We start from the raw sequence: 24,723 nt of genomic DNA, 5'->3' as shown, positions 1-24,723 counted from the left end.
GTGATTGTACAGACCAGCAAAGTTTTCAGCGGAATGTGCCGGGCGCCTTGAACAGCAGAGGCTGCGGCCGCACAGGTCGACACTGCAAGCTATCAAAGGTAAACAATTGCGGTCGTTCAATCAGGTAACCCTGAGCGTAATCCACACCTATCTCAAGTAAAGCCTGTTCGATTTGCGGTGTTTCAACAAACTCGGCAATTGTGCGCTTACCCATGACATGGCCAATGTGATTGATCACTTCGACCATCGCGCGGTTAATCGGGTCGTCCAGCATATCCTTTACGAAACTTCCATCGATCTTCAGGAAGTCTACAGGTAAATGTTTGAGATAGGCGAATGAGGACATACCGGCACAAAAGTCATCGAGGGAGAAATGACAACCTAACGCCTTGAGTTCATTGATAAAACGGATCGCGCTACCTAAATTCGCTATAGCGCTGGTTTCTGTTATTTCAAAACAGATCATCGTCGGTGGAATGTTATAAGCGGCAAACTTCTCATGCAGAAAACCAAGAAAGTCATCATCACCAATAGTAATACCTGACAGATTAATCGCACACATCGCCATAGGCCGGCCTGGGCGCTCACGCATACAGTTGGCGATGATCTTGAAGACGTTCTCTACCACCCAGCGGTCCAGCGACGTCATCAAGCCGTAACGCTCTGCGGCCGGGATGAAACTGTCCGGCAGGATGATCCGGCCGGCCTCATCGTGCAGGCGCAGCAGGATCTCGACATGGCCGTCCCCGCCGTCGGTGTGGCCCAGGGGCGAGATTTCCTGCGCATACAGGCAAAAACGGTTTTCCTCCAACGCCATGTGCAAACGCTGCACCCAGGCCATTTCACCAAAACGCAGCGACAGTTCCGAGTCATCGGCGTGATAGACCTGCACGCGGTTGCGGCCTTTTTCCTTGGCCATGTAGCAGGCCATGTCGGCGGCGCGCAGTGACGTCTCCAGGGTGGTGGGCGCTTGCGAGATATGCACCAGCCCGATACTGACCGTGGTCATGAACGGCCGGCCCTTCCATACAAAATGCAGGCTCTGCACGGTATGGCGCAGGCTCTCGGCGATCTTTTCCGCCACCGGCGCCGGGCAGTTCTCCAGCAGGATGCCAAACTCGTCGCCCCCCAGCCGTGCCAGGGTATCGCCCTCGCGCAGGTCCGATTGCAGCAGCGCGCAGATATGCCGCAACAGCTCATCACCGGCCGCATGGCCGCAGGTGTCGTTGACCAGCTTGAACTGGTCCAGGTCCAGGAACATCAAGGCATGCCGCCCGCCCGGCTGACGCCCCACCTGCTGCAACACCTGCTCCAGGCGGAACTCGAACTCGCGGCGGTTGGCCAGGCCGGTCAGCGCATCGTGGGTCGCTTGCCAGGACAGGTTGGCGATGTACTGCCGCTCCTGGGTCATGTCATGCAGCACCAGCACCGCGCCGCTGACTTTGCCCGCACTGCGGATCGGCGCCCCCACCAGGGTCACCGAGACCGTGCTGCCGTCCAGGCGCTGGATCAGTTTGGAATGCTCGCTGCCGCCACTGAGCTGGCCCTTGATGATGTGCTCGATCAAGGTGAAGCCGTCAGGCTCGGCGTTCTCATCCAGCAGGTTGAACAGCGCCGCCAGCGGCAAGCCCTGGGCCTGGGCTGACTTCCAGTGAGTGAGCGCCTCGGCGGCCGGGTTCATGTAGGCGATGGCGCCGTCGACGTCGGTGGTGATCACCCCGTCGCCAATCGATTCGAGGGTGATCTGCGCCCGCTCCTTTTCCACCTGCAGGGCGTCGGCAAACGCGTGGCGCTGGGTCAGCAATTTATGGGTGCGCAACAATGCCAGAGCGATCAGGCCGAGGGCGGTGGCCAGGTTGGTGATCAACAGCAACCTCAGGATGACCCGCGAGCCTTCGCCCAACGCATCACTGAAGGCCTTGGCAGCCGGGGTGACGCCGTCGTTGATGCCGATGATGCGCGCCTTCCACTCTCGCACATCGCCGCTGCTGACCTGATTGGCCCTGATCGCCCGGTGCATGGTCTGCGCCAGGTCATCCAATTGCACCAGGTAGCCGTCACCCACGGTCCACAGCTCGATGGCTTTTTCCAGGTAGCTGAAGTGACGGAAATTGAGGTACAGCCAGATCAGGCTGGACACGTCATCCGGGTGGTTACCGCCCTTGAGAATGCCCAGGCGTGCGGCGGTCAGGTCCGGCGTGGAATGATCCAGGGCAATGCGCAGCTCATGCCCGCCCTGGGGCACGGCGATGGCCTGCTGGTATTTGAGGAACGTGGCTTCGTCGCGGTTGTCGGCGTACAGCGTCAGGTAGTAGATGGCGTCTTTCTGGCCCTTGGACCACAAGCTTTCGCCCGCCACATAACCGCGCACGGCCGAGAGCACGTAGAGGCTGACGCAGCCCAATAATGCCTGGAACAGCACCACCGCGATAAAGGGCCAGACGATGCCCAATAGTCGAGGCGTGCTTAACGTCGTTCCGAGAGTCCGCTTTTGCTTCATGAGGTCCCTTGCACAAGCACTACCAAAAAACGGCGAGTGGTTAACGCTCCTGACAGCACGGCCTTGGCTGAATTCGCTCGAACCGACCAAACGGATCGCGCCGATTTACGTGCCCACGCCGTCGTCCGGAGAGGGAAGGCCACTATTTCCTGGGGAGACTCTCGTACTTATTACATAAAAACCCGTGCACACCCGACATCAACGAACTTGCTGCAAGTGCCCGTACAACTTGGCGTAGAGACCACCGTCGGCAATCAGCTGCTGATGGTCGCCATCCTCGGCAATATGCCCTCCATCGAACACCAACACCCGGTCAGCCTGTTTCACCGCTGAAAGCCGGTGGGCGATGATCAGTGTAGTACGGCCACTGAGAAACCGCGCCAGCGCCTGGTGCAGGTTGTACTCGGTAGCCGCATCCAGGGCCGAAGTGGCCTCGTCCAGGATCACCACCTTGGGCTCGGCCAGGACCATCCGCGCGATGGCCAGGCGTTGGCGCTGGCCCCCGGAAAAACGCACCCCCGAGCGCCCCACCACACTGTCCAGGCCCAAGGGCAATGCCTTGACGGTAGCATCCAGCTGGGCGATTTCCAGTGCCTGCCAACAGGCCTGGTCCGAGCGTTCGCGGCCCATGGTCAGGTTGGCGCGCACTGTATCGTTGAACAGCGCCGGGTGTTGCAGCACCACGGCGACGTTCTCGCGAATGGTCTCCAGGCCGATTGCCTGCTGGGTCGCCCCACCGAAACGAATGCTGCCCGCCTGCGGGGTGTAGAGCCCCAGCAGCAGTTGCACCAAGGTGCTCTTGCCGCCGCCGCTGGCACCGACGATCGCCACCTTCTCGCCGGGCGCAATGGCCAGGTTCAACTGGTCAAGCACCAGGTCTTCGCCGTAGCCGAAGTTGAGGCCACGCACCTCGATACCGACGGTTTCGCGCCCGATGAACGGGTCCTCACCGCCGGGATATTGGGGCTCGTCGGCACGCGCCAGCAGCTCGTTGATCCGCGTCAGCGCCCCACCTGCCGCGTAGTACGCGTATTGCAGGTTCAACAGTTGCTCCACCGGGCCGATCATGAACCACAGGTAGCTGAACACCGCGAGCATCTGGCCGATGGACAGGTCGGAAAACAACACGGTGAGCATCGCCGCCGCGCGGAAGATGTCGATACCAAACTGAAACAGCAGCCCGCTGGCGCGGCTCGATGCGTCGCTCTTCCATTGGGAGTTGATCGCATAATCACGCACCTCCTGGGCACGCTGGCCAAGGCGGCCGAGGAAGAAGCCCTGGCGGTTGCCAGCGCGCACTTCCTGGATCGCGTCCAGGGTTTCGGTCAGGGCCTGGGTGAAGCGCGAGGTGCTGTCGTTCTCCAGTTTTTTCAGGTGTTTGACGCGTTTGCCCAACTGCACCGTGGCGTAGATCACCAACGGGTTGAACAGCAGGATCAGCAACGCCAGCTGCCAGTGCATCCATACCAGGATCGCCGAAGTGCCCACCAGCGTGAGCATCGCCACCAGGAAGCGGCTGAGGGTTTCGCCGACAAACTTGTCCAGCGTGTCCAGGTCGGTGACCAGGTGCGTGGTGACCGTGCCACTGCCCAGGCTTTCGTACTCGCCCAGGGAAATGCGCTTGAGCCGTTCGATCAGGCGCACGCGGATGCGGTAGACGATGTCCTTGGCCAACCGTGCGAACAACCGCGCCTGCACCACGTTGAACACCAGCGCGCCGCAGCGCAGCAGCAGGGTCACCAGCAGCATCAGGCCGATATAGCCCGCCGCTTTTTGCCAGCCCAGGGGCAGCGCGTGATTCATGACTTTTAAGGCTGCATCACCATGGCCCAGCAGCACTTCGTCTACCAGCAACGGCAGCAGCAGGGGGATGGGCACGCTGCACAGGGTCGCCAGGACGGCGACGCCATTGGCAATCCACAGGGATTTCTTGTGACGCAGGGCCAGGCGGCGAATTTCCGCCCAGGTCAGACGATCAGTGCGTTTGGGCCGCTCAGTGAGGTCGGGCTGGTCATGCACAGGTTGCTCGCTCCAGCCATCGGCCCAACAGCGGCGACAGCTCGGACAACGGCTGGTAGCCGTTGGTCAGCAAGGCCAGTTGACCATTGCGCTCGGCCAGCAGCGTCGGGAAACCGGCGATACCCAGGTCCTGCACCCAGGTGAAGTCAGCGGCCGTGGCGGCGTGCTGCTCGGCGCGGTCGAAGGCGCCAGCAAATTCGATACGCGGGATACCGGCCTCTTCGGCCAATTCCACCAACACGCTGGCGAGGGTCACGTCGCGACCTTCGACATAAAATGCCCGCTGGATCAGCCCCAGCAGCTTCCAGGCACAATCCGGCGCCAGGCTGCGCGCGGTGACGATCGCGCGGCACGCAGGCTCGGTGTCGTACACAAAACCGTCGGGCAGCGCGCCTTCACGGTTGAACGGCTGGCCAGTGGCCTCGGTGACCGCCTGCCAGTGTTCGAGGATGTAGCGCCGGGTAGCCGGCTCCAGGGCCGCGCCACTGCCGGTGCGCAAGCCGCCCACCACCAGGTGCAGCTCGACGCCAGCGGCCTGGGCCTGCTCCACCAACGCCTCGGCCACCGGGGCAAAGCCCCAGCACCAGGAACACATCGGGTCCATCACATAGAGCAGGCGTGCGGGCATGGGTCAGGCCTCGGAAGGTGATTGCTTATAGTTGAAGCCAATCGGGTGCGGCATATTGCGGGCCTTGGCCAGCTCGATCTGCTTTTGCCGGTCGATCGCGCTGCGTCGGGTCTTCTCCGGCAGCTTATCCCAGCAATGTGGACAACTGATGCCCGCCACATAGTGCTCGGACGCACGGTCTTCCACGCTCACCGGTGTGCGGCAGGCATGACATTGATCGTAGTCGCCTTCGCTCAAGTCGTGGCGCACGGTCACACGGTTGTCGAACACAAAGCAGTCGCCCTGCCATTTGGTTTCCTCCTGCGGCACCTCTTCGAGGTACTTCAGGATGCCGCCTTTGAGGTGGTAGACCTCATCGAAGCCTTCGCTGAGCATGTAGCTCGACGCCTTCTCACAACGGATGCCACCGGTGCAGAACATCGCGACCTTCTTGTGCTTGGCCGGGTCGAAGTTGGCTTTGATGTAGTCAGGAAATTCGCGAAAACTGGTGGTTTTCGGGTCGATCGCGCCTTCAAAGGTGCCGATGGACACTTCGTAGTCGTTACGGGTATCGATCAGCAGCACTTCCGGGTCGCTGATCAGCGCGTTCCAGTCCTGCGGGTCGACGTAGGTGCCGACCTTTTTATTCGGGTCCACGCCTTCAACGCCCAGGGTCACGATCTCTTTCTTGAGCTTGACCTTGGTGCGGTAGAACGGCTGCTCGTCGCAGTAGGATTCCTTGTGGTCGATGTCGACCATGCGCGGGTCGGTCTTGAGCCAGGCGATCAGGCCGTCGATGCCTTCGCGGCTGCCGGAAACCGTGCCGTTGATGCCTTCTTCGGCGATCAGCAAGGTGCCTTTGATGCCGTTGTCGACCATCGCCTGCAGCAGGGGCTCGCGCAGGGCGACGTAATCTTCGAGGGTGACGAACTTATACAGTGCCGCCACGACAATCGGTTGAGTCATGGGTGTTCTCTCCAGGTGGCTACCCTCGTAAGGGGTGAACCGGATGCAAAAAAAACGCGCCGGCTAAGCGGCGCGTTGCGGATTCTAACAAATGCCCGGTGCCAGAGACACCCGTGCGTCAGTCATGCCCGCCGGCGCAGGTCGGCGAGGCCGGGGCTGCGTCGATTTTCGCCCATTCTTCAGGCGTGTAGGTATGCAGCGCCAGCGCATGAAACTCGCTCATCAGGTCACCCAGGGTGGCGTAGACCTTCTGGTGGCGCTTGACGCGGTTGAGCCCCTCGAACTGCGAGCTGACCAGCACGGCCTTGAAGTGGGTCTGCAACCCACGGCTGTGCATGTGGCTTTCGTCCAGCACGCTCAAATGGTCGGTGCCCAGGGCGGCAAGCGCCGTTTCGATACGCTGTTGCATGGTCATTCCTGCTTACTTCTTCTTGGCCGGAGCGGCGGCTTTAGGCGACAGCTCGTTGGTCATGTCTTCCAGCAGTTTGTTCACCACCGGCACGGCGCTTTCCAGCTTGGCCTGGGTCATCTGGGCCGATTGCTGGGTCAGCTGCGGCATTTTTTCCAGAACTTTCTTGCCCAGTGGCGACTGGTAGAACGCCACAAGGTCCTTGAGCTCGGACTCACTGAAGTTGCTGGTGTAGAGCTTGACCATGTCCGGCTTCAGCTTGGGCCAGCCGATGGCCTGGTCCAGGGCGGCGTTGGCCTTGGCCTGGTAGCTGTCCAGTACGGACTGCTTGGCGGCAGGCGCCTTGGTCTGTTCGAAACGCTGGGCGAACATTTGCTGCACTTGCATGTACACCGGGGTACCCAGCTTGTCGGCATGGGCCAGGGTAAGGAAGGCTTCGGCACTGGCGTTGTGGCTGGCGGTATCGGCAAAAACCTGGCCGCTGGCGCAAACCAGAGCAACCGCGGTACAGATGGCACGAAGACGAGTCATCGAGTTTCCTTTTCTAGCAGGCGAGGTAAGACCCCAAGGGCGCCCATTCTGCGCCTAAAAAACCTTATGGCTCAACCCCGAGCCTGGTAGAGCCTGGATTGCCCGATGAAAAGTCTTTTAGGGAACCCGCCCGGTCGATCACGGCCTAAACTGCGCAAACAGACCTGAAGGAGTGTGCCCGATGAGCCGTATCGAAACCGACAGCCTGGGAGAAGTCCATGTCCCGGATGACGCTTACTGGGGCGCCCAGACCCAACGTTCGCTGGTGAATTTTGCCATCGGCGAACAGCGCATGCCCTTGGCGGTACTGCACGCCCTGGCCCTGATCAAGAAGGCCGCCGCACGGGTCAACGACCGCAACGGCGACCTGCCCGCCGACATCGCCCGCCTGATCGAACAGGCCGCCGATGAGGTGCTCGCAGGCCAGCATGACGACCAGTTCCCGCTGGTGGTCTGGCAGACCGGCAGCGGCACCCAGAGCAACATGAACGCCAACGAAGTGATCGCCGGCCGCGCCAACGAGCTGTCGGGCAAGACCCGTGGCGGCAAGAGCCCGGTGCACCCCAATGACCATGTGAACCGCTCACAGAGTTCCAACGACTGCTTCCCCACGGCCATGAGTATCGCCGCCGTGCAGGCCGTGCATCAGCGCCTGCTGCCGGCCATCGCCACGCTTTCCGGTGGCCTGGCCGAGCTGGCTGCGCGCCATATGACCCTGGTAAAAACCGGCCGCACCCACATGATGGACGCCACGCCCATCACCTTCGGCCAGGAACTCTCAGCCTTTATTGCCCAACTCGATTACGCCGAACGCGCGATTCGCAGCGCCCTGCCCGCCGTGTGCGAGCTGGCCCAGGGCGGCACCGCCGTGGGCACCGGGCTCAATGCACCTCACGGGTTTGGTGAGGCCATTGCGTCCGAATTGGCTGCGTTGTCGGGCTTGCCGTTCGTCACCGCGCCGAACAAGTTCGCCGCCCTCTCCGGCCACGAACCCCTGGTGACCCTGCACGGCGCGCTGAAAACCCTGGCGGTGGCCTTGATGAAAATCGCCAATGACCTGCGCCTGCTGGGCTCCGGTCCACGTGCGGGGCTGGCCGAAGTGAAGTTGCCGGCCAACGAACCGGGCAGCTCGATCATGCCGGGCAAGGTCAACCCTACCCAGTGCGAAGCGCTGTCGATGCTGGCCTGCCAAGTACTGGGCAACGACGTGACCATCGGTATGGCCGCCAGCCAGGGGCATTTGCAGTTGAACGTGTACAAGCCGGTGATCATCCACAACCTGCTGGAATCGATCCGCTTGCTGGCGGACGGCTGCAATAACTTCCAGGAGCATTGCGTGGCCGGGCTTGAACCCGACGCTGCGCAGATGGCCGAACACCTGGAGCGTGGGCTGATGCTGGTGACTGCACTCAACCCGCATATCGGCTATGACAAGTCGGCAGAGATTGCCAAGAAGGCCTACGCCGAGGGGCTGACGCTGCGCGAAGCCGCGCTGGAGCTGGGCTACCTCACGGATGAAGAGTTCGACCAGTGGGTACGCCCGGAAAACATGCTGGGCAACTAAGACGCCAAGCGCATGCGCCGGGCCTTGAGCCCGGCAATCAGCGACGGCGCCAGCGCCACGGTCGCTGACCCCAGCATCACCACCAGCGCCCCGGCATAGCCCAGGGCGTTGATCTCTTCGGCCTGCACAAAGTCCGGCCACAGCCAGGCGGCCAGCGCCACGGCGACAAACGTCACCAACGGCGTGAGGGCCAGGGTGGCGCTCACCCGCGAGGCTTCCCAATGGGCCAAAGCCTCGGCGAACGCGCCATACGCCACCAGGGTATTCATGCAGCACGCCAGCAACAGCCAGCCTTGCAGCGGGCTCAGGTCCAGGGCTTCCAGAGGATGGGCCCAGGGCGTGAGCAGCACGGCACAAGACAGGTAGATCACCATCATCACCTGCAGCGAATTCCACACCGTCAGCAATTGCTTCTGGCCCAGGGCGTAGAACACCCAGATGGTGGTGGCGAGCAGGATGGTCAACACGCCGGCGGTGTAGGTGCCCAATGAGGTCAGCATTTCCTCCAGGCGCTGGTTGAAGAACAGGCCGAACCCCACGACCAGCACCACCAGCCCGGCCACTTGCCCCAGGCTGAAACGCTCCTTGAACACAAAGACACTGGCGATCATCAGGAAGATCGGCCCCATCTGCACCACCAACTGCGCCGTGCCAGGGCTGAGCATTTTCAGGCCCACCAGGTACAGCACGTAGTTGCCCACCAGGCCGCACACCGCCATGCCCACCAGCCAACCGCCTCTGGGCCCGAGCACCTTGCGGCTGGGCAGGCGCTTGGTGAGCGCCAGGTAGATGAACAGGCAACTGCCGGCGACGATCAGGCGAAACCAGGTCACGGTGATCGGGTCCATCACCTGCAACACCTGTTTGAGTTTCACCGGGAGGATGCCCCAGAGCAGCGCGGTCAACAGGGTCAAGCAAAAGCCGTAGACCCAGCGGCCGGAAGAGATGTGCATGAATGCCCCAGATACCAGAGGAAGTGGAAGGGGCATTCTAGGGGTAATAGCCAGACTCGGGATACGCCACACATTAAAATGTGGGAGCGGGCTTGCTCGCGAATGCGGTGTATCAGCCTATACATCTAGCGACTGACACCCTGCATTCGCGAGCAAGCCCGCTCCCACATTTTGATCCCGTTTCTCCAGTGGGATTTAGCGAACGGCTTCGAACAAGCCAGTCGCGCCCATGCCGCCGCCGACGCACATGGTGACGATGCCGTAGCGCAGGTTACGTCGCTGCAACTCACGCACCAGGTGCCCCACCTGCCGCGAGCCGGTCATGCCGAACGGGTGTCCGATGGAGATCGAGCCGCCATTGACGTTGTACTTGGCGTTGTCGATCTCCAGGCGGTTACGCGCATACAGGCACTGCGACGCAAACGCTTCGTTGAGTTCCCACAGATCGATGTCCGCCACCTGCAAGCCCTTGGCCTTGAGCAGCTTGGGCACCGAGAACACCGGGCCGATGCCCATCTCGTCCGGCTCGCAGCCGGCCACGGTAAAACCTCGGAAAAACGCCTTGGGCTTGAGCCCCAGGGCCAGGGCTTTCTCCAGGCTCATCACCAAGGTCATGGACGCACCGTCGGAGAGCTGCGAAGAGTTGCCCGCCGTCACCGAGCCGTCTTCGGCAAACACCGGTTTCAGGCTTTGCAGATTGGCCAGGGTGGTGTCAGGGCGGTTGCAGTCATCGCGATCAACCACGCCGTCGAGCACCTGCACGGCGCCGGTGTTCTTGTCCTCGACCTTGTACTTGACGGCCATGGGCACGATTTCATCGTTGAACAAGCCGTCGGCCTGCGCCTGGGCCGTGCGCTGCTGGCTTTGCAGCGCGTACAGGTCCTGCTCTTCGCGGCTGACGTTGTAACGACGAGCGACGATCTCGGCGGTCTGGCCCATGGGGAAATAGATGCCCGGCACCTGCTCCTTGAGCAACGGGTTGATCAGGTGATCGGTGTTGACGCTTTTCATGGTCAGGCTGATGGACTCCACACCGCCTGCAACGATGATATCGCTGCACCCCGAGGCAATCTGGTTGGCCGCGATGGCAATCGCCTGCAGCCCCGAAGAGCAGAAACGGTTGAGGGTCATCCCGGCCGTACCGGTGCCCAATTGCGAAAGCACCGCCACGTTGCGCCCGATGTTGTAGCCCTGGGCGCCTTCGTTGGAGCCGGCGCCGACGATGCAGTCCTCCACCGTCGCCGGGTCGATGCCGTTGCGGGTGAGCAACGCGTTGACGCAATGGGCCGCCATGTCATCCGGGCGCGTCTGGTTGAACTTGCCGCGAAAGGACTTGGCCAGGCCGGTTCGCACGCTGTCGACGATCACTACTTCACGCATGGGCTACCTCGATCTTGTGGTTGTCAGGAGATGGATCGAGGATAGATCCCGCTCCCGCCAACCGCGACGATCATTCACCCCGGATATGCAAACCCATGATGACGGGCCACGGGTTATTTCTTTTTCTTTTTGTCGTGCTTGTCGGATTTGGCGAAGGCCTCCTCCAGCGCCAGGTTGATGGTGCGCAATACCTTGACCCGCGCCCAGCGCTTGTCATTGGCTTCCACCAGGGTCCAGGGCGCCACTTCGGTGCTGGTGCGGTCGACCATGTCGCCGACTGCCGCGCGGTAGTCGTCCCATTTGTCGCGGTTGCGCCAGTCGTCCTCGGTGATCTTGAAACGCTTGAACGGGATCTCTTCGCGGGCCTGGAAACGTTCCAGCTGGGTGTCCTTGTCGATGGCCAGCCAGAACTTGACCACGATCACCCCCGCATCGCGCAGCTGCTCCTCGAAATCGTTGATCTCGCCATAGGCGCGCATCCAGTCGGCCGGGGTGCAGAAACCCTCGATGCGCTCCACCAGCACGCGGCCGTACCAGGAGCGGTCGAACACGGTGAACATGCCCCGCGCCGGGATCTTTTGCCAGAACCGCCACAGGTAAGGCTGGGCGCGTTCATCTTCACTGGGCGCGGCAATCGGCACGATGTGGTACTGGCGCGGGTCCAGCGCTGCGGCCACACGGCGAATCGCCCCGCCCTTGCCCGCCGCATCGTTACCCTCGAACACCGTGACCAGGGCGTGCTTGCGCATGCGCTTGTCGCGCATCAGGCCAGAGAAGCGCGCCTGCTCGGTGATCAGCTGTTCTTCGTAGTCGTCCTTCTCCAGGCGCAGGGTCATGTCCAGGCTGTCGAGCAGGCTCTTTTTGTCCACCGACGCAATCAGCGGCGCCGGGTTCATGCCGCTGGCCTTGCCCTTGGGCAGCTTGAGGGCATTCTGCAGACCTTCCAGCAGCAGCTTGCCCACGGTGAGCCCACGGTAATGGGCGTCCACCCCTTCGATGACATGCCAGGGCGCGTAGTCGCGGCTGGTGCGGCGCAGGATGCGCTCACCGAAGTGCACGAACTTGTCGTAGGTCTCCGATTGCTGCCAGTCCAGCGGGCTGATGCGCCAGCTGTGCAGTGGGTCGTCGGCCAGGGCCTTGAGCCGCGCCTTCATCTGTTTCTTGGACAGGTGGAACCAGAACTTGAAGATCAGCGCGCCTTCGTCGCAGAGCATCTTTTCGAGGCGTTCGGCACCGGCGATGGCCTGGTCCAGGCGCGCGTCCTTGATCTGCCCGTGCACCCGGCCTTGCAGCATCTGGCTGTACCAGTTGCCAAAGAAAATCCCCATGCGCCCTTTGGCCGGCAGCTGCCGCCAATAGCGCCACGCCGGTGGGCGGGCCAGTTCTTCGTCGGTCTGCTGGTCGAAGGTGCGCACCTCGATCAGGCGCGGGTCCATCCATTCATTGAGCAGCTTGACGGTCTCACCCTTGCCGGCGCCTTCGATACCGTTGATCAGGATGATCACCGGGAAGCGCTTCTGCTGTTGCAGCTCGTACTGCACTTCCAGCAAGGCTTCGCGCAGCGCCGGCACTTCGGCGTCGTAGGTGTCTTTGTCGATGGCGTGACCGATTTCGGCGGATTCGAACATGGGCAGCTCCGTGTGAAGATGGATCAAGACTAGCGGATTGGGCAACAACGCGCGGCAGGAAATTCCACCTGCGCTTGCCGTGGGTCAATTCAAAGCCCATTGATCAGCTAGAATGGCCGCCTTGCCTTTACCGAGCCGCCCATGACCCCCATCACCCCTGCCCAGCTCGACTGGGACGAACAAGGCCGCCCGCACTCACGGGTCTTCGACGATGTGTACTTCTCCGACAAGTCCGGCCTTGAAGAAACCCGCTATGTGTTCCTTGAACAAAACCGCTTGCAGGAGCGCTTTGCGGCTTTGCCGGTGGGCGGGAGGCTGGTGATTGGTGAAACGGGGTTCGGCACCGGCTTGAATTTCCTGTGCGCCTGGCAATTGTTCGAGCAGCAGGCGGTGGCCGGTGCGCACCTGCATTTTGTCAGCGTGGAGAAATACCCGCTGAGCCACGCCGACCTGCAACGGGCCCTCGCCCTCTGGCCCGAGCTGCAACCCTTTGCCGAGCAATTGCTGGCGCAGTACATCGCCATCCACCAGGGCTTCCAACGCCTGGTGCTGGACAACGGCCGCGTAACGCTGACCCTGTTGATCGGCGACGTGCTGGAGCAATTGCCGCAGTTGGACGCGCAAATCGATGCATGGTTTCTCGACGGCTTCGCCCCGGCAAAAAACCCTGAGATGTGGACCGCCGAGCTGTTCGCCCAACTGGCACGCCTGGCAGCCCCCGGCTCGACCATCAGCACCTTCACCAGCACCGGCTGGGTTCGCCGCTTGATCAATGCGGCCGGTTTCAAGATGAAGCGCACGCCAGGCATCGGCCACAAGTGGGAGATCCTGCGCGGTGAGTTCCTCGGCTGGCCCTCGCAAGCACCTGCGCCGCCGCCCGCCAAACCCTGGTTCTCACGCCCGCCGGCACTCGATGGCGAACGCCATGCCATGGTCATCGGCGGCGGCCTGGCCGGTTGCGCCACCGCGGCCAGCCTTGCCGCCCGTGGCTGGCGCGTCAGTCTGCTGGAGCGGCATGCCGCCCTGGCCCAGGAAGCCTCAGGCAACCCCCAGGGTGTGCTGTACCTCAAGCTGTCGGCCCACGGCACGGCGTTGTCGCAATTGATCCTGAGTGGTTTCGGCCACACCCGGCGTCTGCTGGAACACCTGCACCGGGGTCTCGACTGGGAGGGCTGCGGCGTGTTGCAACTGGCGTTCGACGCCAAGGAAGCCGAGCGTCAGGCGCAACTGGCCGAGGCCTTTGCGCCTGAGCTGCTGCACCTGTTGGACCGCGACCAGGCTCAGCGACAAGCCGGCATCGAGCTGGCCCACGGTGGGCTGTTTTTCCCCGAAGGTGGCTGGGTCCACCCGCCGGCGCTGTGCCAATGGCAGGCGACGCACCCGTTGATCAATGTCCTCACCCATCACCATGCCGTCGAGTTGCAGCGCGTCGACCAGCAGTGGCAGGCCCATGACGGCGACACGCTGCTGGCCAGCGCCAGCGTGGTGGTACTGGCCGGCGCCGCCGAGATCAGACAGTTCCCCGCCAGCCGCGAGCTACCCCTCAAACGCATTCGCGGGCAGATCACGCGGCTGGCGCAAACCCCGGCGAGCGAAGCGTTGACTACGGTGGTGTGCGCCGAAGGGTACGTCGCGCCAGCACGCCTGGGAGAGCATACCCTCGGCGCCAGTTTCGACTTCAAGAACGACGACCTGACACCCACAGCCGCCGAGCACGCGGGCAACCTGACGATGCTGCGGGAGATCTCCGAAGACTTGCTGCATCGCCTGGGCGCCGAAACCCTGGCGCCCGAACACATGGAAGGCCGCGCCGCGTTTCGTTGCACCAGCCCCGACTACCTGCCCATCGTCGGGCCACTGGCCGATTTCACTGCGTTCAACCAGGCCTATGCCGTACTGGGCAAGGATGCCCGGCAAGTGCCGGACACTCCCTGCCCCTGGCTGCCTGGCCTGTACATCAACACTGGCCATGGCTCGCGCGGGCTGATCACCGCACCGTTGTGCGGCGAACTGCTGGCAGCCTGGCTCAATGACGAACCGCTGCCCGTGCCGGCCAGTGTCGCCGAGGCGTGCCATCCGAACCGGTTTGCCTTGCGCACGTTGATCCGTGGCAAGGCGCCAGCGCGTTGATCAACTGGCCGACGGCGCGCACAGGCTGAAGTCGTCCAGGCGCAACGCATCCTGAGTCAGGGTTTCGACTTCCCTGACTTCGGCCTGGCGCTGATCCCTATGGACCTCGTTCATGCGCGCGCGATACTCGGCATCCTGCAGTTCCAGCGCGTTGTCGAAGACGTCTTGCATGCGTTGGCTGAATGGCGCATTCAACGCCTCGAAACGGCTGGCATGGGTGCGCTTCAAATACTCCCGCCAGAACGGCAATTCGACGATGTACTTCAACAGCGCCGGTGACAGCTCTGCGGCTTTGAGATCCAGTTGCGCCTGGTCGAGTGCCGTGCGCGAAACCTTGGCCAAATCGCTGTGGAGCATGCCCTGGGGCTGCCCTGGCAGATACACGACGCCCTTCAGCCCGGTGCGAAACGCCAGGCTGACCTCCAACGGGTCGGCGCCCGGGTGCTCCAGGCTATGACGCCGGGCGATGTGTTCCAACTGGTCGAGTCGAAACAAGCCCTTGGCCAATTTCAACAGCGGCTTGGCAGTCAGGGGTTTGCCATTGATCGCACGCGACGCCTGATGGATTTCCACCAGCACTTCCAGGCTGCTGAAATTCACGGACGCCGCATCGTCGCAATTGAGGGGCGTGGCCGCGCGCTGAAAAATCTCTTCACGCAGATCGGCATCGGCTGCCGTAGCGTCGAGTACCTGCCACACACGTCGGTTCATGTCCTCACGCACCTGCCGGGCATCCGAGGTATGGCCCAGTTCAGCCAGCAAGGTGAATAACCCGTCACTGCCGGGTTCGTTTTTAAGGCCGGACCAGGCCAGGTCCTTGTCGGCGTAATCCGCCACATGCTCATCCGCCAGCCAAGTATCCCGGGCCCGCTGTTCGTTCAAACGGCTGATGTCATCTTCAAGGAACCCCATGCCGACACCCACGCGCTGACGGTAGTCGCCCAGCGCCGCGCGGCTGACGGTGGACAACGGGTTATGGCGCAGGTTGAACGCCCGAGCCCTCTCCCGTGGCAACGCCAGCAGCCAGTCGGGCAACTCGGCGATGTCGTTTTCGCGCAGGTCAACCTGTTCCAGATAGGGTAAGCCACGGGCACTGGCGGGAAAGTCCTTGAGCCGGCAGTCCCGCAGGATCAATTCGCGCAAGCCCCGCAACTGGCCTACATCCGGGGAGTCGATCAGCGGGTTGCCAGCCAGGTCGAGGCTTTTCAGGCCACGCATTTCGGCGAGTTTCTTGCGCGTGTGCTGGGTCAGTTGCAGGCGGTTGCGAGCCAGGCGCAGATGGTCGAGATCGGGCATCAGGGACAGCGCCTCTGGCAGGCGCGTCAGCCGATTGTCCGCCAGGTCCACCGAACGCAGGCGAGTGAAGTGCTTGAGAAAGTAGGTCACGTCATCGCCCAACCCCATGTTGCGCAGGGACACCTGCCGGGCCCTGTCGAAACGCACCTGGGGCGGCAGAGGCGGCAGGCTGCCCAGTGTCATGCCATCCAGCGTCAAGCCGGGCACATCGAGACGCTGCGCGTCATGCACGATGAATTGGCCGCGCCAGCAACGCTCTATGGCTTTACTGGCCTGGGCACGTCGCAGGCGGTAGTCCCACAAGGGGCCATCGGCGTCTGTGTGGCCACGACGGTCGCTGGCCCAGCGTTTGAGTGCCTGCTGCAGCGCGCCCAGTTCCACCTCCAGCCCCTGGACAGCCTTGGCGCGGCTCAAGTGATCGTGGCCTGCCCCCTGCAGGAACACGCAGATCTGTGCCGGAGACATGCCCGGGTAAAGCTTGCCGACCTTGCGCACCAGCGCCGGAGCAAACTCGACCGCGGGGCCGGGCTTGCCTTGCAACTGGCTTTGAATGCACACAGCGGGCTCGTCCTCTTCCATCTGCACCCGTTCAGGCCACAGGTAACGCGCAATGCGCCCACGTTCATCCTGACTCTTGAAGCGTAACTGGCTGCGCAGGTGATCGACCGACTGCTCACCCACCAGGTTCATCGTCCGGCGCTCGGCGGCCGACAGACAATCCACCACGGCCTGGAGCAGGCCATCGGGCCCGTTGACGCGGGTATTGAGGTCTGCTGCGCGCTCATCGAAGGCCTGGAAGCCCTCGGCCGTGTGCAAGATCGTCCGGCGCACTGCGGCAGTGGCAGCGCCGACCTGATCCAGCACCGGCCCGGCCAGGCTTCCCTCGCGCAGTTGCAGCAGCAGGTCCTTGGGCCAATGCGCCAGGCGCCCGAGCATGCCGAACACCGCGCGCCGGGTCGACGCATCGGCCAACTCAGGCCAGTACAGGCCCATCAGGGCCTGGTCCTCATCGATCAGGTCGAGCATCACTCGGCTGCGCTGCGCCAACCCCAGTGACACTCGGCCGGTTTTGCGCAGGTAATGACGTTCCACCCCAGGGGCATCGCAGAACAATTCCCAGGCGACGCGACGCGGCAACCGTGGAAAGTGCGCACACAGGGCCGCCAGTTCGCCAACGGCGAAGCCATTGTAGTGTTCATACAGTTTGCGATAGAGGACGTGGTGCTGATCTTTCACGGTGTCCAGCAAACGGCGTGTGAGCAACGCCGGCGCCTCCTTGAGTTCAACGGTTTGCCCCAGCAGCGTATGGCGCTCATCCTCGGTCAAGGCCAGCAGCAAGGTGTCGGTGACCTGGCCGTCCCTGAGTTGCTGCTCGGTGATATGGATGCTCCGGTCTTCGTAGTCGAACGGCGCCAGGTCCGGGTAGCTGACCAACAGGTAGCCCTCTTCGTCCAACACCTCAAAGAAACGCCCTTCCGGCCACCCGGGCATCAGCGCCAGGGCCAGAATCTGGGTGCGTGCGGTGACGGGATCCGGGGCGTGGCCGTTTTCCAGGGTCTCGATCAGGTCCAGCACCTTGCGGTGCTGGCGCCATCGGGCCACGCCGTCCTGGAAGCGTTGTGGCAGCGCCTGGTGATCCTGCGCCCACTGCTGCAGCACCTCCAGGTCGACCTGGTTGATGGCTGCAATACGCTGCAGGCTTTCGGCAGGCACGTCGGCCAGGCCTGGTGCAAGGCGCCGGAGGTGATACACAGGGTCGGTCCAGCTTTGCGGACGCTCGTGAGTTTGCTGCCATCCGCCCTGGTGGTTATGTTTGAGCGGCGGCCGATACGCCTTCGGGTTCCGCGGATGGTTGATCCGCCACAGGCCGATGGCGGGGTCATAGCTGATGTCATAGACGTGCCCATCCATGCGGATGTAAGACTTGCCATTGGCCTGGTACACCCCGCGACTGTTATTGACCCTGGGCACCTGCAGGTCCACCCCCGGCCGGTACGATGAAAGGCGTGGGCGCCACAGGCGTGGCTGGCCATCCACATGCCTGACCGCCTCCACCCCGTCGAAAAAGGGTGTCGAGGCACTCAGGCTACGCTTGAGCGAACCCACCACGCGCCCTCCTGCCGCAAACAGCACCATGGCCGCAATGTCCTCCACCACGTTCACCAGATGCCGGAGCGCCTGGGCGTTGTCGTGGTGGCTCCAGTCCTCGACCCCGTCGAACACCTCCCCCAGCAGCTGCCCAATGGCCACGCCCATCATCAATTGCCCCAGCACCGGCACGACGAAGGACGCCACATTCAACACGTCCAACCCAACGCCGAGGTAATCCAGCCAGCGTTGTTGCCGGGCATCTTCATCCACCTGCTCGACGGGTACGGCCAGCAACCGGGCGTCCAACTGGAGCTTGCCGACATAGGCACGAAAGAAAAAATCGCTGAGGTTACTGAGCACCGGCACCGCCGTAATGGCGCCCAAGGCCTGGCGCTGATCAAACTGCGTGAAAAAATTCAGGCGCTCGGATTCGTCCAGGTATTGCCCGAACACCTGTCGATACGAGGCCACCTGCAATTTCAGGGTGAGGTATTGCTCGAAATCCTGTAGGGACGGGTACTCATACCAGGGGCGTACGGGTTCATTGGGCATGTAGACGATCAGGTCTCTGGCCGGCAACTCGCCCGGCGAAGCCTCGCCGAACACCACGACGCTCCACAGGCAGGCGCCGTCGATGTTCAAGCCTTGCCAGATCAGAGGCGTTTGCGCGGCCGTCGCCTGGACGACCTGGCCGGCCGGAACATCGGCGTTGATCAACGACAGCAACCGGGCATGGATGGCCGCGCTGATATGTTGCTTGCCCAGGGCAATATGCAGGTCGATCAGTACGTCTGAACGCTTGACCGAACCCACGGCCACCGCCATCGCGTTGTAGCTCAGCCCCAGTGGAGGTTCACCGGGGGCCGGCAAACTGAACACTTCTCGCAGATGGGCCTGGTAGGCACTGCCCAGGTCCAGCGCGCGGCAATAGCCCACGAACTGTCGCGCGGTCATTCCAGGCGCCAGGCTTGCGTCCTCGCCCCGGCGAATCACGGTATCGTCCGGCAACCCACCGGGTTCGGCTTCCGCGGCCGTGAAGTTCTGCATGGCCGCCTGCAACAGGCTGGGCCTTTCCACTCTCGCCGTTTCCAGCAAAACGCCGGTGACGTAGAGCCCCACTCCGAAGGGTTGGCGTCGGGGTCGCTCCAGGTAATCGCGGCGCACATCCAGCCCGATATGCCCCTGGGCGATCAGGTAAGCGCGCAGTTTTTCCGCGCAAAAACGATCCAGTGGCTGCAGCGCGCGCAGGCGTTCGGTCAATTCCCTTCTCGACGTTTCACTGTGACTGTGCGCCTGCTCGATGGCCGACAGCGTCTGCGGTGGCGCTTGAACCATCCACAGCGGCAGTCGCTCGCGCAACACCCGGGCCTTGTCCAGGTCGCCGGTGATCTCCAGCAACCCCGCGTCCAGCTCATCGGCGGTCATCGGCGCAACCAGCGCCTGTACATCTCGTGTTTCAGTCATCCCAACCGTCCCTCATGCCGTCAATGATGACCGGATACGATAAGCCCGGCTGTCGCCCTGAAAGATTCAAATTCCCATGCTTTGCGCGCCCACATGCTCAAGATTCTGGTTCTAAACCAGCAGCTGTTACCGCCACAGGTGTGCAGCCCGCGCAACGCCTGCACAGCAGTCGCGGCGCCTACGGCTATGTGCCTTATAACTTATCGGTCTAAAACTCCACGGATAGCACTGGGTCAGTTTCTGGGTACGCGCCCTCAGGGCGTATTGAGTTTAAAAACCTCCCCAACGGAAAAACCGGTAAGGAATTTATGTGCGGATTAGCTGGAGAATTACGTTTCGATGCCCAACCTGCCGACCTGGCTGCGATTGAGCGCATCACCCATCATTTGGCCCCCCGTGGCCCCGACGCCTGGGGCTTCCACGCCCAAGGGCCGATTGCCCTGGGCCACCGACGCCTGAAAATCATGGACCTGTCGGACGGCTCGGCCCAACCGATGGTCGACGCCCACCTGGGCCTGTCCTTGGCCTTCAACGGCGCCATCTACAACTTCCCGGAACTGCGAGAAGAGCTGGAAGCCCTGGGCTACGCCTTCTATTCCGGTGGCGATACCGAAGTGCTGCTCAAGGGTTACCACGCCTGGGGCGAAGCCTTGCTGCCCAAGCTCAACGGCATGTTTGCCTTTGCCATCTGGGAGCGTGACGCTCAGCGCCTGTTCATTGCCCGCGACCGTCTCGGCGTGAAGCCGTTGTACCTGTCGCGCACCGGCCAGCGCCTGCGATTTGCTTCCGCACTGCCAGCCTTGCTCAAGGGCGGCGATATCAACCCGATCCTCGATCCGGTGGCGCTCAACCATTACCTGAACTTCCACGCCGTGGTGCCGGCCCCGCGTACCCTGCTGGCGGGCATTGAAAAACTGCCACCGGCCAGTTGGATGCGCATCGACGCCAGCGGCAAGACCGAACAGAAAACCTGGTGGACCCTGCCTTACGGTCCGCGTGAGGATGAAAAGCACCTGACGCTGGAAGACTGGACCGACCGCGTCCTGGACAGCACCCGCGAAGCCGTGGCCATCCGCCAACGTGCGGCGGTGGATGTCGGCGTGCTGCTCTCCGGCGGCGTGGACTCGAGCATGCTCGTCGGCCTGTTGCGCGAAGTCGGCGTGGAAGACCTGTCGACCTTCTCCATCGGCTTTGAAGACGCCGGCGGCGAGCGCGGTGACGAGTTCCAGTATTCGGACCTGATCGCCAAGCACTACGGCACACGCCATCACCAGTTGCGGATTGCCGAACGCGAGATCATCGAGCAACTGCCAGCCGCGTTCCGTGCCATGAGCGAGCCGATGGTCAGCCACGACTGCATCGCCTTCTACCTGCTGTCGCGGGAAGTGGCCAAGCATTGCAAGGTGGTGCAAAGCGGCCAGGGCGCCGATGAGCTGTTCGCCGGTTACCACTGGTACCCGCAGGTGGACGGCGCCAGCGATCCGTATGCGGCGTACCGCGAGGCGTTCTTTGATCGCAGCTACGACGACTACGCTGCCACCGTCGCGCCTAAGTGGCTGACCGCCAACGACGCGGCCGGTGACTTCGTGCGGGAGCACTTCGCTATGCCAGGCGCCGATGCCGCCGTGGACAAGGCCCTGCGCCTGGACAGCACGGTGATGCTGGTGGACGACCCGGTCAAACGCGTCGACAACATGACCATGGCCTGGGGCCTGGAAGCGCGCACGCCGTTTCTCGATTACCGCCTGGTGGAACTCTCGGCCCGTGTGCCGGGTAAGTTCAAGCTGCCCGATGGCGGCAAACAGGTGTTGAAAGAAGCCGCGCGCCGGGTCATCCCCAGTGAAGTCATCGACCGCAAGAAGGGCTATTTCCCGGTGCCGGGCCTCAAGCATTTGCAAGGCGACACCCTGAACTGGGTGCGCGAACTGCTGCTGGACCCGCGTCAGGATCGTGGCCTGTTCAACCCTGCGATGCTCGACCGCCTGCTCACCGACCCGCAAGGCCAACTGACACCGCTGCGCGGCTCCAAGCTGTGGCAACTGGCGGCGCTGAACCTGTGGCTCAGTGAACAAGGAATCTGATCGATGAAACCCCATGCAGCGGCTTACAGCCAACGCCTGCTCAAGGGCCAGGCGCCCTCCTACGAGCGCCTGCAAGCCCGGCTGGCCGAAGACGGGAGTCCTTCGAGCGCCGAACCGATTGCCGTGCACTGCGGTTGGGGCCGGTTGCTGATCGGGCATACCTTCCCCGACCCTGCGAGCCTGGCCCAGGAGCTGCTCAACGAGCAGCCCGGAGAGCGGGATATCGCGTTGTACGTGGCCGCGCCCCAGCAGATCCTGGGGATCGACCCGCAGCAACTGTTCCTCGACCCCTCCGACACCCTGCGCCTGTGGTTCACCGACTACCGCCCGGCCACCCGGGTGTTTCGCGGCTTTCGCATTCGCCGGGTGCAGACCGAGGCGGATTGGGCAGCGGTCAACCAGCTGTACCAGGGACGCGGCATGTTGCCGGTGGACGCTGAACGCCTTACGCCGCGCCATCAAGGTGGCCCGGTGTACTGGCTGGCCGAAGACGAAGACAGCGGCGCGGTGATCGGCAGCGTGATGGGCCTCAACCACCAGAAGGCCTTCCATGACCCGGAAAACGGTTGCAGCCTGTGGTGCCTGGCAGTCGATCCGCAATGCACGCGCCCAGGCGTCGGTGAGGTACTGGTGCGTCACCTGGTGGAGCATTTCATGAGCCGTGGCCTGAGCTATTTGGACCTGTCGGTGTTGCACGATAACCGCCAGGCCAAGAGCCTCTACGCCAAGCTCGGTTTTCGTGCACTGACCACCTTTGCGATCAAGCGCAAGAACGGCATCAACCAGCCGTTGTTCCTTGGCCCGGGCCCCCAGGCAGGGTTCAACCCCTATGCGCGGATCATCGTCGAGGAAGCCCATCGGCGCGGCATCGATGTGCAGGTGGACGACGCCGATGCCGGCCTGTTCACCTTGAGCCACGGCGGGCGCCGCGTGCGCTGCCGCGAGTCGTTGAGCGACCTGACCAGCGCCATCAGCATGACCCTTTGTCAGGACAAGAGTTTGACTCACAAGGTGCTCAAGGCCGCCGGTTTGAAACTGCCGTCGCAGCAATTGGCGGGCAGTGCCGATGACAACCTGGAGTTTCTCGACGAGCACCAGCGCATCGTGGTCAAGCCACTCGATGGCGAGCAGGGCCAGGGTGTGGCAGTGGACCTGCAGAACATCGAAGAGGTGCAGAAAGCCATTGAAGCGGCGCGCCAGTTCGACAGCCGCGTGCTGCTGGAAAGCTTTCATGAAGGCCTGGACCTGCGCATCCTGGTGATCGGTTTTGAGGTGGTCGCCGCCGCGATCCGCCGTCCGGCCGAGGTGACCGGCGACGGTCATCACTCCATTGGCGCGCTGATCGAGGCCCAGAGCCGACGCCGCCAGGCGGCCACCGATGGCGAGAGCAAGATCCCCCTCGACGCCGAAACCCAGCGCACCCTCCACGCCGCCGGTTACGACTACAGCAGCATCCTGCCGCGTGGTCAGACCCTGGCCGTGCGCCGCACCGCCAATCTGCACACCGGGGGCTGCCTGGAGGACGTCACCGCGATCCTGCACCCCACGCTGGTGGACGCCGCCGTGCGTGCCGCCCGTGCACTGGATATCCCCATGGTGGGCCTGGACCTCATGGTGCCGGCCGCCGATCAACCCGAGTACGTGTTTATCGAAGCCAACGAACGGGCCGGACTGGCCAACCATGAGCCGCAGCCAACGGCCGAGCGGTTTGTGGACCTGCTGTTTCCCCACAGTTAGCTGACTGCTTGAGAGGTGGGGTGCCTGCACTGGCCCTATCGCAGGCAAGCCAGCTCCCACATTGGAATGCGATCACCTGTGGGAGCCGGGCTTGCCCGCGATGAGGCCTTTACAGGCACTACATCCTGACAAGCCAATAGGAGTCTTTATGAGCCGAACCATCCCCGAACCCGATCTCAACTACCTGCAGAAAGTGCTGCTGGAAATGCTCGCCATTCCCAGCCCCACCGGGTTTACCGACACCATCGTGCGCTACGTCGCCGAGCGCCTGGAAGAACTGGGCATCCCCTTTGAAATGACCCGGCGCGGCACCATTCGCGCCACCCTCAAAGGCCAGAAGAACAGCCCCGACCGTGCCGTGTCGGCACACTTGGACACCATCGGTGCCGCCGTCCGCGCCATCAAGGACAATGGCCGGCTGAGCCTGGCCCCGGTGGGCTGCTGGTCGAGCCGCTTTGCCGAGGGCAGCCGCGTCAGCCTGTTCACCGATAACGGCGTGATCCGGGGCAGCGTGCTGCCGCTGATGGCCTCCGGGCATGCGTTCAACACCGCCGTGGATGAAATGCCGGTGAGCTGGGACCACGTGGAGCTGCGCCTGGATGCCTACTGCGCCACCCGCGCCGACTGCGACTCCCTGGGGATCGGCATCGGTGACTACGTGGCCTTCGACCCCCTGCCTGAATTTACCGAAAGCGGGCACATCAGCGCCCGTCACCTCGACGACAAGGCCGGCGTGGCCGCCCTGCTCGCCGCGCTCAAGGCGATCGTCGACAGCGGCGAACCCTTGCTGATCGACTGCCACCCGCTGTTCACCATCACCGAGGAAACCGGCAGCGGCGCGGCAGCCGCCTTGCCATGGGACGTGAGTGAGTTTGTCGGCATCGACATCGCCCCGGTCGCCCCCGGGCAACATTCCAGCGAACATGCGGTGAGTGTGGCGATGCAGGATTCCGGTGGCCCTTATGACTATCACCTGTCCCGTCACCTGCTGCGCCTGGCCTCGGACAACGAGCTGCCGGTGCGTCGTGACCTGTTCCGTTATTACTTCAGCGATGCGCACTCGGCGGTCACGGCTGGCCACGACATCCGTACCGCCTTGCTGGCATTCGGTTGCGATGCGACCCACGGTTACGAGCGCACGCACATCGACAGCCTTGCGGCGCTGAGCCGCTTGCTGGGGGCCTACATCCTCAGCCCGCCCGTGTTCGCCAGCGATGCGCAGCCCGCCCAGGGCTCCCTGGACCGGTTCAGCCACCAGCTGGAACATGAGACACAGATGGAGAGCGACACGCGGGTGCCGTCGGTGGACAGCCTGGTCGGACAGAAGTCCTGATACGGGCAACAGCTGGTCACAAGAGCCCCGGCGC

Annotated in this window: 15 protein-coding genes; 5 read left to right on the top strand and 10 right to left on the bottom strand. The window is 63.0% G+C overall.

What is annotated here, in order from left to right:
• Positions 1-25: 25 nt before the first annotated feature.
• The 6 genes from HX803_RS14145 to HX803_RS14120 form a co-directional block, all read right to left on the bottom strand.
• Positions 26-2,500, bottom strand: a complete 2,475-nt coding sequence (locus HX803_RS14145; protein WP_178921409.1) for an EAL domain-containing protein — start codon at positions 2,498-2,500, stop codon at positions 26-28.
• A 198-nt stretch (positions 2,501-2,698) separates the two neighbouring features.
• A complete protein-coding gene (locus HX803_RS14140; protein ID WP_178921407.1) occupies positions 2,699-4,519 on the bottom strand; it encodes an ABC transporter ATP-binding protein in 1,821 nt (606 codons plus the stop codon).
• A complete protein-coding gene (locus HX803_RS14135; RefSeq protein ID WP_178921482.1) occupies positions 4,512-5,114 on the bottom strand; it encodes a DsbA family protein in 603 nt (200 codons plus the stop codon). Before HX803_RS14135 ends, HX803_RS14140 begins: the two co-directional genes overlap by 8 nt.
• Before the next feature lie 36 nt (positions 5,115-5,150).
• On the bottom strand, positions 5,151-6,092 hold the full coding sequence (locus HX803_RS14130) for a rhodanese-related sulfurtransferase (protein ID WP_178921405.1): 942 nt from the start codon (positions 6,090-6,092) through the stop codon (positions 5,151-5,153).
• Positions 6,093-6,210: 118 nt separating this feature from the next.
• Positions 6,211-6,507 carry a BolA family transcriptional regulator gene (locus tag HX803_RS14125; RefSeq protein WP_178921403.1) on the bottom strand — a complete coding sequence of 99 codons (297 nt, stop codon included), beginning with the start codon at positions 6,505-6,507 and terminating at the stop codon, positions 6,211-6,213.
• A 6-nt stretch (positions 6,508-6,513) separates the two neighbouring features.
• Positions 6,514-7,032, bottom strand: a complete 519-nt coding sequence (locus tag HX803_RS14120) for a DUF2059 domain-containing protein (protein WP_178921401.1) — start codon at positions 7,030-7,032, stop codon at positions 6,514-6,516.
• Positions 7,033-7,213: 181 nt separating this feature from the next.
• On the opposite strand from HX803_RS14120, the gene HX803_RS14115 reads away from it, so the two are divergent.
• Positions 7,214-8,596 (top strand): class II fumarate hydratase, encoded by a 1,383-nt coding sequence (locus HX803_RS14115; RefSeq protein ID WP_178921399.1) that lies wholly within the window; start codon positions 7,214-7,216, stop codon positions 8,594-8,596.
• Here the strand turns inward: HX803_RS14115 and HX803_RS14110 are convergent.
• From HX803_RS14110 to pap, 3 genes are all read right to left on the bottom strand, one after another.
• Positions 8,593-9,549 carry a DMT family transporter gene (locus tag HX803_RS14110; protein ID WP_178921397.1) on the bottom strand — a complete coding sequence of 319 codons (957 nt, stop codon included), beginning with the start codon at positions 9,547-9,549 and terminating at the stop codon, positions 8,593-8,595. The genes HX803_RS14115 and HX803_RS14110 overlap by 4 nt on opposite strands.
• A gap of 195 nt (positions 9,550-9,744) precedes the next feature.
• Positions 9,745-10,929: a thiolase family protein gene (locus tag HX803_RS14105; protein ID WP_178921395.1), complete on the bottom strand. Its 1,185-nt coding sequence runs from the start codon at positions 10,927-10,929 to the stop codon at positions 9,745-9,747.
• A gap of 113 nt (positions 10,930-11,042) precedes the next feature.
• Positions 11,043-12,557, bottom strand: a complete 1,515-nt coding sequence (pap, locus tag HX803_RS14100) for a polyphosphate:AMP phosphotransferase (protein ID WP_176998096.1) — start codon at positions 12,555-12,557, stop codon at positions 11,043-11,045.
• 141 nt (positions 12,558-12,698) lie between these two features.
• Between pap and mnmC the strand changes: the two genes are divergently transcribed.
• Positions 12,699-14,687, top strand: coding sequence for a bifunctional tRNA (5-methylaminomethyl-2-thiouridine)(34)-methyltransferase MnmD/FAD-dependent 5-carboxymethylaminomethyl-2-thiouridine(34) oxidoreductase MnmC (gene mnmC / locus HX803_RS14095; protein WP_178921393.1), 1,989 nt, complete (start codon positions 12,699-12,701; stop codon positions 14,685-14,687).
• Here the strand turns inward: mnmC and HX803_RS14090 are convergent, their stop codons facing one another.
• Positions 14,688-19,538 (bottom strand): NEL-type E3 ubiquitin ligase domain-containing protein, encoded by a 4,851-nt coding sequence (locus tag HX803_RS14090; RefSeq protein WP_178921391.1) that lies wholly within the window; start codon positions 19,536-19,538, stop codon positions 14,688-14,690.
• Between the two features lie 308 nt (positions 19,539-19,846).
• Here HX803_RS14090 and HX803_RS14085 point away from each other — a divergent pair, with 308 nt between their 5' ends.
• From HX803_RS14085 to HX803_RS14075, 3 genes are all read left to right on the top strand, one after another.
• Positions 19,847-21,619 (top strand): N-acetylglutaminylglutamine amidotransferase, encoded by a 1,773-nt coding sequence (locus HX803_RS14085; RefSeq protein WP_178921389.1) that lies wholly within the window; start codon positions 19,847-19,849, stop codon positions 21,617-21,619.
• Between the two features lie 3 nt (positions 21,620-21,622).
• Positions 21,623-23,356, top strand: coding sequence for an N-acetylglutaminylglutamine synthetase (gene ngg, locus HX803_RS14080; RefSeq protein ID WP_178921387.1), 1,734 nt, complete (start codon positions 21,623-21,625; stop codon positions 23,354-23,356).
• Between the two features lie 148 nt (positions 23,357-23,504).
• Positions 23,505-24,689 carry an osmoprotectant NAGGN system M42 family peptidase gene (locus HX803_RS14075; RefSeq protein ID WP_178921385.1) on the top strand — a complete coding sequence of 395 codons (1,185 nt, stop codon included), beginning with the start codon at positions 23,505-23,507 and terminating at the stop codon, positions 24,687-24,689.
• Positions 24,690-24,723 lie beyond the last annotated feature (34 nt).

This window comes from Pseudomonas sp. P7548, assembly GCF_013386585.1.
In the GTDB taxonomy this organism is placed as follows: Bacteria; Pseudomonadota; Gammaproteobacteria; order Pseudomonadales; family Pseudomonadaceae; genus Aquipseudomonas.
The sequence above is the reverse complement of the archived record's forward strand: the minus strand, read 5'-3'. Positions and strand labels throughout refer to the sequence as shown.

Excerpts from the sequence above, each read along its gene's own strand:
- HX803_RS14145 (WP_178921409.1), bottom strand. The coding sequence starts at position 2,500 with ATGAAGCAAAAGCGGACTCTCGGAACGACGTTAAGCACGCCTCGACTA.
- HX803_RS14135 (WP_178921482.1), bottom strand. The coding sequence starts at position 5,114 with ATGTGTTCCTGGTGCTGGGGCTTTGCCCCGGTGGCCGAGGCGTTGGTG.
- HX803_RS14130 (WP_178921405.1), bottom strand. The coding sequence starts at position 6,092 with ATGACTCAACCGATTGTCGTGGCGGCACTGTATAAGTTCGTCACCCTC.
- HX803_RS14125 (WP_178921403.1), bottom strand. The coding sequence starts at position 6,507 with ATGACCATGCAACAGCGTATCGAAACGGCGCTTGCCGCCCTGGGCACC.
- HX803_RS14120 (WP_178921401.1), bottom strand. The coding sequence starts at position 7,032 with ATGACTCGTCTTCGTGCCATCTGTACCGCGGTTGCTCTGGTTTGCGCC.
- HX803_RS14115 (WP_178921399.1), top strand. The coding sequence starts at position 7,214 with ATGAGCCGTATCGAAACCGACAGCCTGGGAGAAGTCCATGTCCCGGAT.
- HX803_RS14110 (WP_178921397.1), bottom strand. The coding sequence starts at position 9,549 with ATGCACATCTCTTCCGGCCGCTGGGTCTACGGCTTTTGCTTGACCCTG.
- HX803_RS14105 (WP_178921395.1), bottom strand. The coding sequence starts at position 10,929 with ATGCGTGAAGTAGTGATCGTCGACAGCGTGCGAACCGGCCTGGCCAAG.
- pap (WP_176998096.1), bottom strand. The coding sequence starts at position 12,557 with ATGTTCGAATCCGCCGAAATCGGTCACGCCATCGACAAAGACACCTAC.
- mnmC (WP_178921393.1), top strand. The coding sequence starts at position 12,699 with ATGACCCCCATCACCCCTGCCCAGCTCGACTGGGACGAACAAGGCCGC.
- HX803_RS14090 (WP_178921391.1), bottom strand. The coding sequence starts at position 19,538 with ATGACTGAAACACGAGATGTACAGGCGCTGGTTGCGCCGATGACCGCC.
- HX803_RS14085 (WP_178921389.1), top strand. The coding sequence starts at position 19,847 with ATGTGCGGATTAGCTGGAGAATTACGTTTCGATGCCCAACCTGCCGAC.
- ngg (WP_178921387.1), top strand. The coding sequence starts at position 21,623 with ATGAAACCCCATGCAGCGGCTTACAGCCAACGCCTGCTCAAGGGCCAG.
- HX803_RS14075 (WP_178921385.1), top strand. The coding sequence starts at position 23,505 with ATGAGCCGAACCATCCCCGAACCCGATCTCAACTACCTGCAGAAAGTG.